The organism is Klebsiella sp. BIGb0149 (assembly GCF_004362605.1).
GTDB classification, from domain to species: Bacteria; Pseudomonadota; Gammaproteobacteria; order Enterobacterales; family Enterobacteriaceae; genus Klebsiella; species Klebsiella terrigena.
The window spans coordinates 349,685-363,553 of record NZ_SNYG01000002.1 but is presented as its reverse complement, the minus strand read 5'-3'; the positions used below and the strand labels follow the sequence as shown (position 1 = coordinate 363,553).

At 56.9% G+C, this 13,869-nt stretch carries 13 protein-coding genes; 5 read left to right on the top strand and 8 right to left on the bottom strand.

Annotated elements, in window-relative coordinates; genetic code table 11:
• Nucleotides 1–6: 6 nt before the first annotated feature.
• From EDF75_RS08475 to EDF75_RS08470, 3 genes are all read right to left on the bottom strand, one after another.
• Nucleotides 7–582 carry a Csu type fimbrial protein gene (locus tag EDF75_RS08475; protein ID WP_133598499.1) on the bottom strand — a complete coding sequence of 192 codons (576 nt, stop codon included), beginning with the start codon at nucleotides 580–582 and terminating at the stop codon, nucleotides 7–9.
• Nucleotides 583–1,163: 581 nt separating this feature from the next.
• Nucleotides 1,164–1,307, bottom strand: coding sequence for an Ecr family regulatory small membrane protein (locus EDF75_RS27055; protein WP_148070661.1), 144 nt, complete (start codon nucleotides 1,305–1,307; stop codon nucleotides 1,164–1,166).
• A 105-nt stretch (nucleotides 1,308–1,412) separates the two neighbouring features.
• On the bottom strand, nucleotides 1,413–2,372 hold the full coding sequence (locus tag EDF75_RS08470; protein WP_133598497.1) for a VirK/YbjX family protein: 960 nt from the start codon (nucleotides 2,370–2,372) through the stop codon (nucleotides 1,413–1,415).
• A gap of 163 nt (nucleotides 2,373–2,535) precedes the next feature.
• Between EDF75_RS08470 and pphA the strand changes: the two genes are divergently transcribed.
• Complete coding sequence (pphA, locus tag EDF75_RS08465) at nucleotides 2,536–3,189, top strand: protein-serine/threonine phosphatase (RefSeq protein ID WP_133598495.1); 654 nt, start codon at nucleotides 2,536–2,538, stop codon at nucleotides 3,187–3,189.
• Here the strand turns inward: pphA and EDF75_RS08460 are convergent.
• The 5 genes from EDF75_RS08460 to yebS all read right to left on the bottom strand — a co-directional run bounded on the left by EDF75_RS08460 (nucleotide 3,186) and on the right by yebS (nucleotide 9,276).
• Nucleotides 3,186–3,377, bottom strand: coding sequence for a YdfD/YebW family protein (locus tag EDF75_RS08460; protein WP_133598493.1), 192 nt, complete (start codon nucleotides 3,375–3,377; stop codon nucleotides 3,186–3,188). The genes pphA and EDF75_RS08460 overlap by 4 nt on opposite strands.
• Nucleotides 3,378–3,475: 98 nt before the next feature.
• Entirely contained in the window at nucleotides 3,476–3,715 is a 240-nt protein-coding gene (locus tag EDF75_RS08455) for a YebV family protein (RefSeq protein WP_045859185.1), read from the bottom strand.
• Nucleotides 3,716–3,830: 115 nt separating this feature from the next.
• A complete protein-coding gene (gene rsmF, locus EDF75_RS08450) occupies nucleotides 3,831–5,264 on the bottom strand; it encodes a 16S rRNA (cytosine(1407)-C(5))-methyltransferase RsmF (protein ID WP_133598491.1) in 1,434 nt (477 codons plus the stop codon).
• 126 nt (nucleotides 5,265–5,390) lie between these two features.
• A complete protein-coding gene (locus tag EDF75_RS08445) occupies nucleotides 5,391–8,024 on the bottom strand; it encodes a PqiB family protein (RefSeq protein ID WP_133598489.1) in 2,634 nt (877 codons plus the stop codon).
• Nucleotides 7,993–9,276: a membrane integrity lipid transport subunit YebS gene (yebS, locus tag EDF75_RS08440; protein ID WP_133598487.1), complete on the bottom strand. Its 1,284-nt coding sequence runs from the start codon at nucleotides 9,274–9,276 to the stop codon at nucleotides 7,993–7,995. Before yebS ends, EDF75_RS08445 begins: the two co-directional genes overlap by 32 nt.
• A gap of 132 nt (nucleotides 9,277–9,408) precedes the next feature.
• On the opposite strand from yebS, the gene EDF75_RS08435 reads away from it, so the two are divergent.
• The 4 genes from EDF75_RS08435 (at nucleotide 9,409) to htpX (ending at nucleotide 13,868) form a co-directional block, all read left to right on the top strand.
• Nucleotides 9,409–9,906, top strand: coding sequence for a GAF domain-containing protein (locus tag EDF75_RS08435; RefSeq protein WP_133598485.1), 498 nt, complete (start codon nucleotides 9,409–9,411; stop codon nucleotides 9,904–9,906).
• A 97-nt stretch (nucleotides 9,907–10,003) separates the two neighbouring features.
• Complete coding sequence (proQ, locus tag EDF75_RS08430; RefSeq protein ID WP_041146207.1) at nucleotides 10,004–10,681, top strand: RNA chaperone ProQ; 678 nt, start codon at nucleotides 10,004–10,006, stop codon at nucleotides 10,679–10,681.
• A gap of 19 nt (nucleotides 10,682–10,700) precedes the next feature.
• Nucleotides 10,701–12,749, top strand: coding sequence for a carboxy terminal-processing peptidase (prc, locus tag EDF75_RS08425; RefSeq protein ID WP_133598483.1), 2,049 nt, complete (start codon nucleotides 10,701–10,703; stop codon nucleotides 12,747–12,749).
• Nucleotides 12,750–12,986: 237 nt separating this feature from the next.
• On the top strand, nucleotides 12,987–13,868 hold the full coding sequence (htpX, locus tag EDF75_RS08420; RefSeq protein ID WP_133598481.1) for a protease HtpX: 882 nt from the start codon (nucleotides 12,987–12,989) through the stop codon (nucleotides 13,866–13,868).
• Nucleotide 13,869: the final 1 nt, after the last annotated feature.

Sequence of the window (13,869 nt, the reverse complement as noted above, 5' to 3'; positions counted from 1 at the left end):
GTGCCGTTACCAGGTCAGGGTGGCAATAACCATATCCTGATAGAGACCTGCAGACGGTGCCGTTACCCCACCCTGATCCGTTGGCAGAATGCGCGCGAAAATAGGGATTTCCTTTTCGCCCCCGGTCAAGGCTACCGTAAACGCGGTATCCATTAGGAGTGGATTTTGGCGAGCGCTATCGGAATAGAGGCGATAAGCGATTTTCGCCGTACCTGCATCATTTTCCATATAGCGCAGGGGGCCGGAACCGCCGTGTGCGCCGCCGTTGAGCGTCAGATTCGGGCTAATGCCGGTGCTGCATTTTATGGTGATAGCACTCCTACCACCGCTGCCTATCATACCGGCGTCGATGGCGTAGCTCAGATCGCTATATGAGCCGAAATCAATGGTGCCCCAGCTGTTGGTGCTGTCCGCGTTAGTACCGTTCGTTACCGTACAGCCTGCGCCGATGGTCAACTGCACTCCCACCTGGCCGGTCAAGGTTCCGGTTTCTAACGGGTCCGCGGCAAGCGCCGAATGAGCCACAACCATAGCGCCGAATAAGCCACCTAATACGCTGCCTGTAATCGTTTTGACGTTCATGGTGAACCTCTTTTTAATTTGAAAGCCGCTGAGAGAAATCGAAGCACAACGAGAAACCTTGCCGATCGTTCAATGAGAACCGTCCTATTTTTTTAACGTATAACCACTTCCCATGAATAAGTGTAATTTTATGTGAATGGCTGATTTTTTTTGTTATTACTGATTTTTTATTCTGTATTTTTTGATTTTAATGGTTTTATGATTTGCTTAATGCGCTAATTGTTGGTTTTTTGTTTTGATTGTTAACGTATTGCGGCTAGTGAGAATTGTGAATATTTTTAAAAATCTGCATCTGGTGCAAAGTTCAGAACAAAAAATCTGGACAAAAGTGAGGTTACAGATACGGGGATGTACGACGAGGATCAATTCTAAACGGATGATTCAACGAGGGAAGAGCGTATCCGCTTCGGCGCAAACATCAGATACCTGCGCAGTCAGCGGAGCGTAAATTGACCGGGTGAATTAATCGGCCGGTGGCGGAGTAAAACCGTCATGATTTTTCTTATTTATGCGCTGTTATGCCGCGAAAAAATGAGGATGTGAGAAAAAACGCGCATATAGCGTGTGTAAATAAAGAGGGGTTATTCCGGAGCGACTAAAGAGGGATATAGCCGCGTTTCCAGATAACTGACGAGGGACCAGATTTCGCCGCTGAAAATAAACCACAGGGAAGCCGTCAAAATAATCAGGACGATAGCCAACAGCACTGCTTCTGCTTTACTCATAACTTCAATGGCTACCTGAACGGAAACGAAGAAGTGATGATAGTAACGAAACCGCAGGATAAGATGCAAACGCCGTTGCGAAAACGGCGTTTATTTATTGGCAAGCTACGCCTGCCGGGAGCCGGCGGTGAGGGCGATAACCTCGGCATTCAGATCGTCGAGCAGCTGGAAGCGGCGGCGATACTCAGCCCGTTTTTTGCTGGCAATCTCGTCCAAAGACTTGCGCTCAAGGCGCAGCGGTAAACGCCAGCGCCACGCGCCGTCGGCCTCGCCCTCAATAGACTTCCAGAACTCGTCATAGCTGGCGTGGAAGTGGCGTCCTTTACTTAAGCGATAGCGCAATGCTCTGAAAACGTGGCCGTTATCGCTCACGCCATAAATTGCCTGGATATTGCTTTGCGCCGCCAGCGCCCAGATAAACTCCAGCAGCAGGCGCTTAGGAAACAGGCCGTAGCAGGCGCGGGTAGCCTGTTTGATCACCTCGTGCGGGACGTTGCGCCGCGGCCCCTGCAGCCCGCCGATGGTCAGCTGCCACTGCTCCTGGTCGCGCACCACGCTAAACGTCGCGCTGGCCAGCAGCGTCTGGTTCCCGTCGCGCAGCCAAAGCGTGGTTTCGCCTTCGCGCTCGGCTTTCCCGGCAGAGGAGGCCGACAGCGTAAACCGGGCGTCATCTTTGCCCCGCAGCTCCAGCAGCGGCATCTCCTGCACCGCGGTCATGGCGGCACCCAGCCGGCCGGCGGGTAAGGTATCAATATACTGATAGTGGCTGACGATCGCCGCGGCGCGCTGGCCGGCGTTGAGCCCGCGCCTCAGGTACTGACGATGAACTTTTCCCGGCAGCGTCACCTGAGCGGCGAGCAGCTGGCTGAAGTTGGGTCGCGCCGCGAGATTATCCAGCATGGTCCGGGTTGGCGTATAAAATAATGCGGTTCGCAGCAGGAACTTAAGCCGGTAATTACGCTTTTGCCAGATTGGCGCGGGAATAAGTCTGCCCATCACCAGATCGGTAATTAGATTTGTGTGTGGCTGTAGTATGTAAGCTGAATGCAGGCTATTGTCCGTCACGATGAATACCTCGGCGTTATTTAGCTTCTATTTTAATGAGAGTCAGGCGCGAGATTAATGCCCTGGCGGACTATATTTCCGTTTCGTTTAAATTTTATTGAAGTGTGTTTCAGGGAGGAGAACAGGAGAAATAGTTCGCTATAATTGTGGCAGGAGGATCAATATGTATCAGCATCTTGATGGTTCAGTCTGGCGTAATATTTGGCTCGTCGGAGACCTGCACGGCTGCCTTGCGCTGCTGGCGGCAAAGCTGCGGCTGCTCAGGTTTGACCCGTACCAGGATCTGCTTATCTCCGTGGGCGATCTGATCGATCGCGGGCCGCAAAGCGCGGCAACGCTGGGCCTCCTTGATCGTCGCTGGTTTCGCGCGGTGCGGGGCAACCACGAGCAGATGGCGCTGGAGGCGCAGGAGAGCGGGAAGATGGCGCTGTGGATGCTCAACGGCGGGCGCTGGTATCAGGAGAGTTCGTCGCAGGCGCGGCGGCAGATGGCGCCGCTCTTTGCCCGCTGTCGTCGGCTGCCGTTGATTATTGAGCTCCGCGCCGGCTCGCAGACCCACGTTATTGCCCACGCGGACTATCCGGCGGCGTGCTATCGCTGGCAGCAGCCGGTGGATGCTACCCAGGTCCTGTGGAACCGTCAGCGCCTGACGGACCATCTGGCCGGGCGACACGGGGCGATTGGCGGTGCCGATCATTTCTGGTTTGGCCATACGCCGCTCAGGCAGCGCTACGACGGCGATAACCAGCACTATATTGATACCGGAGCCGTCTTTGGCGGCGAGCTGACCCTCGTGCAGCTGCAGCAGGCAGGCTAGAAATCGCTGTATTCGCTGGCGGGGCGCCAGAAGCCGTCGATAAAGTCTTCTACCGGAAAGCAGCCGCCCTGGCGGATCCGCTGATCGTCCATCGCGACCACGCAGCGTCGTTCGTCGTCGTAAACATCCACGACAATATCCTCGCAGCCGCCGTCCAGGTAACAAATGAACAAAACTAAGGCAAACATCCTGGCCACATGTTCAGGTTAACATGCTAATAAGTATAGGGGAGTTTAGCGAGTGCGGGGGGTAAATAACCCGTCTCAGGCGACGGGTTCTTTTTGAGTCAGGCTACGCGCATGACCCAGGCGTCAGATTGTTGATCGTAGTGCTTACGGTAGAGAACGGAATGTCGGCCATCGAGAATGGCCGGAACGCTGGTGTCAGCATCCCAACCGTCGAGCTGCATACACAAATCCGGATCGGATTTGCAGGGAATGCTTAACGTTCGCTCCCCCTGCTGTTCAGCGTGCAGTTCGGCGTCGTCTATCTCAAACGCGCCGATGCGTATGTTTGTTTTACTCATAAATTCACCCCGTTTGTCTGCTGAATTGTGGTACGACCAGTTAAGGCCGCCATTTTTCAGCGTAGACAATGGGGCGCAAATAGCCAGTGAAAAAGTGCTGTTTTTTTGCGCTCAATCACACCTTGCCGGCAAATAGCTTCCCGTCACGCACCAGCTCTCGGGGATAGCTGTTCTTCAGGCGTGAACCCACTTTTTTCGCCAGGCCGAGGGTTGCGCCCTGGTAAGTGACGATCGCTTCGTCCTGCTGCGGCGGGGTTTGCGGGTAAATATCGCGGCCGCGATACCACTCTTCGGCCTCACTCTCCGTCAGCGCAAAAGGCGTCCCGGATGCGGCAAGGGCGATGACCGCCTCGTGCTGCCAGCGGAAGCCCTTGTTGTGCGTTTCCGCCAGCCGGATGCCAATTCGCGAAAAGCGGATCCTGCCAATAAACGCTTCCATGGCCTGCGGGAACAGCCAAATTTCCTTATCGCGCTGCCAGAGGGTATGGCTCTCATCCCAGCGCAGACCCACGGCCGCCGCGGCGTCCGACACGGCGGCGCTTTCCCGGTGCTTCATCGGGATAAACGGAAACTTACCCACCTTGTAGCCCGGCGCCGGCAGCGGTTCAACGGCGGCGGTTTTACGCAGACGGGCAACGAAGAAGCCCTCGCAGTCATAAATCTGCGGGAAGACGTGAAGAAAGCCCTCCGCCGTCAGGGCCTCGCTGGCCTGGGGGAAGAGCGAGCCGAGAGGCAGCGTCTCCACCGCCTGCGGATAGCGCGCCAGCAGCCACTGCACCACGTCCTCATTTTCTTCGCGGTTCAGGGTGCAGGTTGAGTACACCAGCGTACCGCCCGGTTGCAGGGCGTGAAAGGCGCTATCGATAAGCTCGCGCTGGGTTGCCGCGATCTGCTGGTTGCTTTCCGGGGACCAGTTTTTCAAGGCCTCGGGATCCTTGCGCACCACGCCTTCACCGGAGCAGGGGGCGTCGAGCAGGATCGCATCGAAGCTCTCCGGCAGCGCGGCGCCAAATACCCGGCCATCGAAATGCGTTAGCGCAACGTTGCTTATTCCGCAGCGGCTGATATTGGCATGCAGGACCTTGACCCGGCTGGCGGAATATTCGTTGGCGAGGATCCCGCCTTTATTCCCCATCCTGGCGGCGATTTGCGTGGTTTTTGACCCCGGCGCGGCGGCGACATCCATCACCCGCTGCGGCATATCGCCATCGGCAAACAGGGCGGCCACCGGCAGCATTGAGCTGGCTTCCTGAATATAGAAGAGTCCGCTGAGATGCTCGGCGGTGCTGCCTAACGGCAGGGACTCCTCGTCCTCGCGCTCTATCCAAAATCCCTCTGCGCACCACGGCACCGGCGTAAGCTGCCAGCCGTAGGGGGCGACCAGCTGTAGAAAGTCGCCTACGCTGGTTTTCAGCGTGTTAACGCGGATGCTGCGGCGTAGCGGACGTTGGCAGGCGGCAATAAAATCATCGAAAGAGAGATGTGTCGGCATTGCCGCACGCATTTGAGCGAGGAATTCGTCAGGAAAAAAGACAGCGTTTTGAGCCACTGGAGCGCACCACAAGAAAAAAGGGTGCGCAGTTTACCATAAACGCTCCGGCATCGGACACCGGAGCGTTCAGCCAGCGCGGAGCTCAGGCGTCGGGGCGGCGGCTGAGCTCCAACAACCTGCGGGCTAGCGCGGCAGGGCGGTGCCCCATTCGCGCCACTCTTTCGGTTCGCTCTCCAGCAGCAGGAAGTGTTTATCATCCTGCGCTTTTGGCGCCAGCGGCGTGCCCGGCGGGGTGGCAAAGGAGATGCCGCCGCGAATGAACTGATTGAAGGTCCCGGTTTTCACCACTCCGCCAATCAGGCCAAAGTCGAGGTTGTAGCCGGAAGAGAGCCAGAACACCGAGTTGTTACGCACCAGATACTGGTAACGCTTGCTGATCCGCAGTTTGACCATTACGCGGTCCGACAGCGATCCCAGCGTCAGCCCGGTGACCGTCCCCACCTCGAGGCCGCGGAACAGCACCGGCGTGCCGATATCCAGCGAACCGGCTTCCGGAACCTCAACCACGATGCTCAGGCCGTCGATATAGCGCGAGTCGCTAATGGTCGTTTCCTGGATTTCGAAGTCGCGGCGCGGCGTGCCCCGACCTGGCTCAACGTTGATATACGGCTGGAAGATGGTATCCAGGTGCTCGACGCCCGCCGCGGAAATTTGCGGGGTGATCACCGAGAATCGGGTGCCTCCGCGGGCGAAGGTATCCACGTACTCCGGGTAGAGCACGGCTTTCGCCTGCACTTCGTTTTTGGCGGTGATCAGGTTCAGCGATTGGATCTGGCCGATGTTAATCCCCAGGTAGCGGATAGGCATGCCGGAGGAGAGTTTTCCCGCATCGAAGGCGTGCAGGGTTATCTGCCCGCCCACCGCGCGGGCGGCGGTCTCTGAAGCATACAGAATACGTTTATTACCGCTGCGTGCCCGGGCGCTGGTGCCGCTCAGATCGTCAAAGCTGATCGCCCCTTTAAGGGCGCGAGCCAGCGGCGAGGCCTGCACGGTCAGGCCGTTGCCGTCGAGCTGGACCTTCGCGCCGCCTTCCGCCCAGAACACGCTATTGCCGGTGAGCAGATGACGATATTCTGGCTGAATGTGCAGATCGATATCAAACGCGTCGCTGCGCGGCCTGACGGAGGTCACCTCGCCAACGGCAAACTTGCGGTAGAGCACCACCGAGCCTTCCTGCACATCCGGCAGCGTTTCCGCCGTGAGGCTCAGGGTGGTGGTCGGGACGTCGCTCAGGCTATTCTCCTGCGCTTTTTCCATATTGGCATACAGCGGATAGCTGGACTGAATCGCCCCTTTGGCGCCTGGAATAATGCGGATACCGCCGTCAACCCATTCGCTGGCGCTGGCACCAAGCACCTTAATGCCGTCGAGGCCAACCTTAACGTCGAGGCGGCTGTTAACCACAAATTTACTGTCTCCGTGCACCAGATCGCGATATTCCGGCGTAATGGCCACCTGGAAGGTGACGCCTTTCGCCGTCAGCCTGCGCTCCAGCACCTGGCCGATTTTCACGCCGTGCAGCACCAGCGGCTGTCCGGCGTCAATGCCGAAGCTCTCCGCTGCCGTCAGCGTGATGGCGGCGACGTTGGGCTCCTCCAGCAGCGATTTATCCGCCGGCAGCACCACGAAGTGGCTGCGCGCCTCTCCCTCTCCCGGAACCAGCTCAAAGGTATTGCCGGTCAGCAGGGCGCTGAGGCTTGGGTTATCCAGCGAAATTTTCGGCTTTTTCATCTGAATAAGCGTCTTATCGCGCAGCAGGGTTACGACGCTGGGATCGACGGTCATCTCGCCGGTGACTTTACTCCCCGGCTGGAGGTTGAGCTTAGTCAGCTGTCCGACCTCGAGACCCTGGTACATCAGCGGCGTAGAGCCGGCTTTCAGCCCCGCGCCGTCGGGTAAATCGAGCGTCACCAGTACGCCGCGCTGGCTGTGGGCCAAATCTTCGTAAAGCCCGTATTCATCGTTTTGCTGAGCGACTTTGGAATCGTCGGGGGAATCGAAGGCAATCGCCCCGTTAACCAGGGCCGAAAGGCTTTCCAGCTCCACTTTAGCGCCGCTAATTCCGACGTCGGCCTTGACGCCGGAAACGTTCCAGAAGCGGGTGCCTTTTTTGACCAGATTGGTAAAGCGGCGCTCGATCAGCACGTCAATGGTGACGCCCTGGTTGTTATCGTTGAGCGCATAGTCGTAAACCCGGCCAACGGGAATTTTGCGGAAATAGACCAGCGACCCGCTGGTCAGCGAGCCGAGATCCGCGGCGTGGAGATGAATCATCAGCTCGCCGTTGTTGATACGGTATTTCGGCTGGGTATCGAGGGCGACAAAGTGGTCCTCAGGTTCGCCCCGACCCGGCATCATGCCGATATAGTTCCCGCCGACCAGCGCATCAAGGCCGGAAACGCCAGCCAGGGAGGCTTTCGGCGTGACCAGCCAGAACTGCGTGTCCTTGCGCAGGGCGTCTTTCATATCGCTTTTGACGCTGGCCGAAACCTCTATCTTGCTCAGGTCTTTACTCAGCGAGATATTCTGCACCGTGCCCACTTCTACCCCCTGATAGCGGATAGGCGTGCGTCCGGGGACAATCCCGTTAGCCGACTGAAAGTCGATAGTGATCGTCGTCCCGCGATCGCTATAGCTGGTCCAGATCAGCCAGATGGCGATCATCAGCGCGATGACCGGCAGCAGCCAGAATGGCGAGATGCGACGTTTGGTTTTAATTTTGGCTTCAGTCGGCGAAGCGGGCGTTTCCTGACTCATGTGCGTCCCAAAGTAAGCGGCTGTCCAGCCATTCAACAGCAAGGATAGTTAATATTACCGCGGCGCCGAAATATACCGCAGCAGGCCCCATCGTAAAAGCGAGGAGTTGATCGCGGTTTATCAGCGACATGGTTAATGAGATAACGAAAAGATCGAGCATCGACCAGCGGCCAATCCAGGTAATCAGCCGCAGCAGCAGGATGCGGGTGCGCAGTCCCTGTTCGCACCTGAATTGTATGCTGACCAGCAGCGTAAACAACACAATAACTTTGGTAAACGGCACCAGAATACTGGCGATAAACACCACGCCGGCAATGGCGACGTTGCTGTTGGCCAGCGACATAATCCCGGAGAGGATCGTATCGTCCTGGCGCGCGCCGTTAACGTAGATAATCGAGATCGGCAGCAGGTTGGCGGGGAGCAGGAACATCACCGAGGCAATCAGCGCCGCCCAGCTCTTCTGCAGGCTCTGCGGCCGACGGTGGCGTAGCGGCGTATGGCAGCGACGGCAGCGTCCGCGGGAGTCGCGGTGCCCGGTGTAGTGGCAGCCGGTGCACACCTGTAGATTCGGGTCCGGGCGCAGCGCCGGGCGTTCGGGATAGAATCGCTCCCACAGCTCTTCGACGTTCATGTGAATGAGCGTGAGGATGCTGAGCAGCGTCAATGACACAAAGGCGATAAGCCCGACGCCGGGCTGCAGGAACGCGTAATCCTGGACCTTGATCGAGGCCACGCCGATGCCCACCAGGTAGATATCAAGCATCACCCACTCTTTAAGCCGCTCCAGCATCAGCAGCACCGGGCGCAGGTTCATCCCCAGCACGTTGCCTAGCCAAAGATAGGCGATGGAGATAACCAGCAGGGCCGGCGCGCCAATGGCGCAAAATAGCACCATCGCCGCCGTCAGCGGATCCCCCTGGTCGGTCATTTGCCAGATGCCCTGTAATACGTTAGCGTCGATACGCACGCCGAGCAGGTGCAAACGCAGTAAAGGCTCCATCCAGGCGAAAGGCATCAGCAGCATCATGGCGATCGCCATACTGCCAAGGCGCGAAAGCGACCAGTCGCGGCCGTCGCGTATTTTGGCGCTGCAGCGTGGGCACCAGGCGCTCTGATTGCGCTTAAGCACCGGCAGGCGAAACAGAATGTCGCACTGCGGGCAGCGGTGATAGTGGGCCTGAGGCAGCGGCGAACCGACCGCATGTACGGTCATCTTTTTCGCTGGCGTGATCTGGGGTGTTTTTAGTGGCATTTATTACGTACGGCAATGAATGTATTTCACTATATTAACCCAGGAATGAATTCATCTTGAGCCTGAACGCATTTAATGCTTATTTTATTAGGCAGTCGGTGTACGAGAGTAAGACAACTAAGTGATTATATAATGAACAAAACAGAATTTTACGCGGATCTGAACCGTGATTTTCAGGCATTAATGGCAGGTGAAACCAGTTTTCTGGCCACGATCTCTAATACCAGCGCGCTGCTGTTTGAGCGGCTGACCGAGGTTAACTGGGCCGGGTTCTACCTACTCGAAGGCGATACGCTGGTGCTGGGGCCCTTCCAGGGCAAGCTGGCCTGCGTGCGAATTCCGGTTGGGCGGGGCGTTTGCGGTTCTGCCGTTTCGCAGAATCGCGTGCAGCGCGTGGAGGATGTTCACGCCTTTGACGGGCATATCGCATGTGATGCCGCCAGCAATTCGGAGATTGTCTTCCCGCTGCGGGTGAACGGTCAGATTATTGGCGTCCTGGATATCGACAGCACCGCGTACGCCCGCTTCACCGCTGAGGATGAACAAGGGCTTACGGAACTGGTAGCGCAGCTGGAAAAACTCATTTCTGCGACCGACTATCAAAAAATATTCACCCACGTCGCAGGATAATCAACGGATAACGTAGCATTTAGCGATGGCGTCATTATAATGGCGCCTGTTCATGCCTGCGGCTTGTTGGCTACGTCCGTTGTAATCAGGAAATTTCATGGAAAATCAACCTAAGTTGAATAGCAGTAAAGAAGTTATCGCATTTCTGGCCGAACGTTTCCCACAGTGCTTCAGCGCTGAAGGTGAAGCTCGCCCCCTGAAAGTCGGTATTTTTCAGGATCTCGTTGAGCGCGTTGGGGGTGAGATGAATCTCAGCAAAACCCAGCTTCGTGCCGCTTTACGTCTTTATACTTCGAGCTGGCGCTATCTGTACGGCGTTAAGCCAGGGGCGATTCGCGTCGACCTCGACGGCAACCCGTGCGGCGAACTGGAAGAGCAGCACGTTGCTCATGCCCGTCAGCAGCTCGAAGAAGCAAAAGCTCGCGTCCAGGCACAGCGTGCAGGCCAGCAGGCCAAAAAACGCGAAGCCGCAGCTGCCGCTGCAGGTCAGCAGGAAGACGGCACCCGTCGTGAGCGTAAGCCGCGTCCTCAGGTTCGCCGCAAAGAAGGCACCGAACAGCGTAAGCCGCGTCCTGCCGTTGCGAAAGCACCGCGCGAAGAGCGTCATACTCCTGTATCAGATCTGACCGTGCTGTCCGTCGGCCAGGCTCTGAAGGTGAAAGCAGGCAATAACGCAATGGACGCCACCGTTCTGGAAATCACCAAAGATGGCGTTCGTGTACAGCTGACTTCTGGTATGTCAATGATTGTACGCGCAGAACACCTGGTGTTCTGAAACGGAGGCCGGGCCAGGCATGAACACATTCTTTAAGCTCACCGCGCTTGCGGGCCTGCTAGCAATAGCAGGCCATGCGTTTGCCGCGGATGATATTACCCGAGCCGATCAAATCCCCGTGCTGAAAGAAGAGCCGCAGCACGCGACGGTGAGTGAGCGCGTAACCTCGCGCTTTACTCGTTCGCACTATCGACAGTTCGATCTCGATAACGCCTTCTCGGCAAAAATTTTTGACCGTTATCTGAACCTGCTGGATTACAGCCACAACGTGCTGCTGGCCAGCGACGTTGCCCAGTTTGCCGCCAGGAAAAATCAAATCGGCGACGAGCTGCGCAGCGGAAAACTGGACGTTTTTTACGACCTGTATAACCTGGGACAGAAGCGGCGTTTCGAACGCTACCAGTACGCATTGAAGGTGCTGGAGCGTCCGATGGACTTTACCGGCAACGATAACTTCAACCTTGACCGCAGCAAGTCGCCCTGGCCGAAAGACGAGGCCGAGCTGAACGCGCTGTGGGATGCCAAGGTGAAGTTTGACCAGCTGAGCCTGAAGCTTGCGGGTAAAGACGACAAAGAGATCCGCGAAACGCTGACCCGCCGCTATAAGTTTGCTATTCGCCGTCTGGCGCAAACCAATAGTGAAGATGTGTTCTCGCTGGTTATGACCTCCTTTGCCCGTGAAATCGACCCGCATACCAACTACCTGTCGCCGCGCAATACCGAGCAGTTCAATACCGAAATGAGCCTTTCGTTAGAAGGGATCGGCGCGGTGCTGCAGATGGACGACGACTATACGGTGATTAACTCGCTGGTGGCCGGCGGCCCGGCGGCGAAGAGCAAGTCAATTAGCGTTGGCGACCGTATCGTCGGGGTTGGCCAGGCCGGCAAGGGCATGGTTGACGTGATCGGCTGGCGTCTTGACGACGTGGTGGCGCTGATTAAAGGGCCGAAGGGCAGTAAGGTTCGTCTTGAAGTGCTGCCTGCGGGCAAGGGCGCGAAAACGCGCATCGTCACGCTAACCCGCGAGCGAATTCGTCTCGAAGATCGCGCGGTTAAAATGTCGGTGAAAACCGTTGGTAAAGAAAAAATCGGCGTGCTGGATATCCCCGGTTTCTACGTTGGCCTGACGGATGACGTCAAGGTTCAGCTGCAGAAGCTGGAAAAACAGAACGTCAGCAGTATCGTTATCGACCTGCGCAGCAACGGCGGCGGGGCGCTGACCGAGGCGGTATCGCTTTCCGGCCTGTTTATCCCGTCTGGCCCGGTAGTGCAGGTTCGTGATAACAACGGTAAAGTGCGTGAAGACAGCGATACCGACGGCGTCGTGTACTACAAAGGCCCGCTGGTTGTACTGGTTGACCGCTTCAGCGCTTCGGCTTCTGAAATCTTCGCCGCGGCGATGCAGGACTACGGGCGCGGACTGATCGTCGGTGAGCCAACCTTCGGTAAAGGCACCGTGCAGCAGTACCGCTCCCTGAACCGTATTTACGATCAGATGCTGCGTCCTGACTGGCCGGCGCTGGGTTCCGTGCAGTACACCATCCAGAAGTTCTACCGCATAAACGGCGGCAGTACTCAGCGTAAGGGCGTAACGCCGGACATCATGATGCCAACCGGCACCGAAGATCGCGAGACCGGCGAGCAGTATGAAGATAACGCCCTGCCGTGGGATAGCGTGAATGCAGCGACCTACGTCAAGTCCGGCGACTTAACGCCGTTCGGCCCCGGTTTGCTGAAGCTGCATGATGAGCGGATTGCCAAAGATCCGGAATTCCAGTACATCATGAAGGACATTGCTCGCTATAACGCGATGAAAGACAAGCGCAATATCGTTTCTCTGAACTACGCCCAGCGTGAGAAAGAGAACGAAGAGGATGATGCGACTCGTCTGGCCCGCATTAACGATCGCCTGAAGCGTGAAGGCAAACCGCAGCTTAAGAAGCTGGACGATCTGCCGAAGGATTACCAGGAGCCGGATCCGTATCTTGATGAAACGGTCCATATCGCGCTCGACCTGGCCCATCTGGAGAAAGACCAGCCGGCGGTGGAGCCACCGGTTAGCAAATAAGCACCCGACGGGCACACATGTTGTGCCCGTTTTTTTATCCGATCCTGCGGTCAAAAACCTCGATTCCCCCGCGCGCGATGTCAATATATTATGCAGATGTCAGCGATATGCTACAAAATGTAAAGTTGTGTCTTTCTCGTGACTTAGCGGGGGAGGATGGTTGAAAATTAACGTTGTACCCCTACGATATGGGGAATCGCATAGTGCGTTTTGTTAAATCGAGGTTAGAAGAAAATTATGATGCGAATCGCGCTCTTCCTGTTGACCAACCTGGCCGTTATGGCGGTGTTCGGGCTGGTGCTAAGCCTGACGGGAATACAGTCAAGCAGCATGACCGGGCTAATGATCATGGCGCTGCTTTTTGGTTTTGGTGGTTCGATCGTTTCGCTGCTGATGTCGAAATGGATGGCGCTAAAATCGGTGGGTGGGGAAGTCATTGAGCAGCCGCGTAACGAAACCGAACGCTGGCTGATGAATACCGTCGCGCAGCAGGCGCAGCAGGCGGGCATCGGCATGCCGCAGGTTGCTATCTACCATGCGCCGGATATTAACGCCTTTGCCACCGGCGCACGCCGTGATGCTTCGCTGGTTGCCGTCAGCACCGGGCTACTGCAAAACATGAGCCGTGACGAGGCGGAAGCCGTTATTGCCCATGAAATCAGCCACATTGCCAACGGCGATATGGTGACCATGACCCTGATTCAGGGGGTGGTGAACACCTTCGTTATCTTTATCTCGCGCGTTATCGCGCAAATTGCCGCAGGATTCCTTAGCGGCAACCGCGATGAAGGCGAGAGCAGCAACGGCAACCCGCTGGTTTACTTTGCCGTCGCTACCGTTCTGGAGCTGGTGTTTGGGATTCTGGCCAGCATCATCACCATGTGGTTCTCGCGCTATCGTGAGTTCCATGCGGACGCGGGCTCTGCCCGTCTGGTCGGTCGCGAGAAAATGATCGCCGCCCTGCAGCGTTTGAAAACCAGCTACGAGCCGCAGGAAGCCAGCAGCATGATGGCGCTATGCATCAACGGCAAAGCGAAATCGATGAGCGAGCTGTTTATGACGCACCCGCCGCTGGACAAACGTATCGAAGCTCTGCGCAGCGGGGAATATCTGAAGTAAC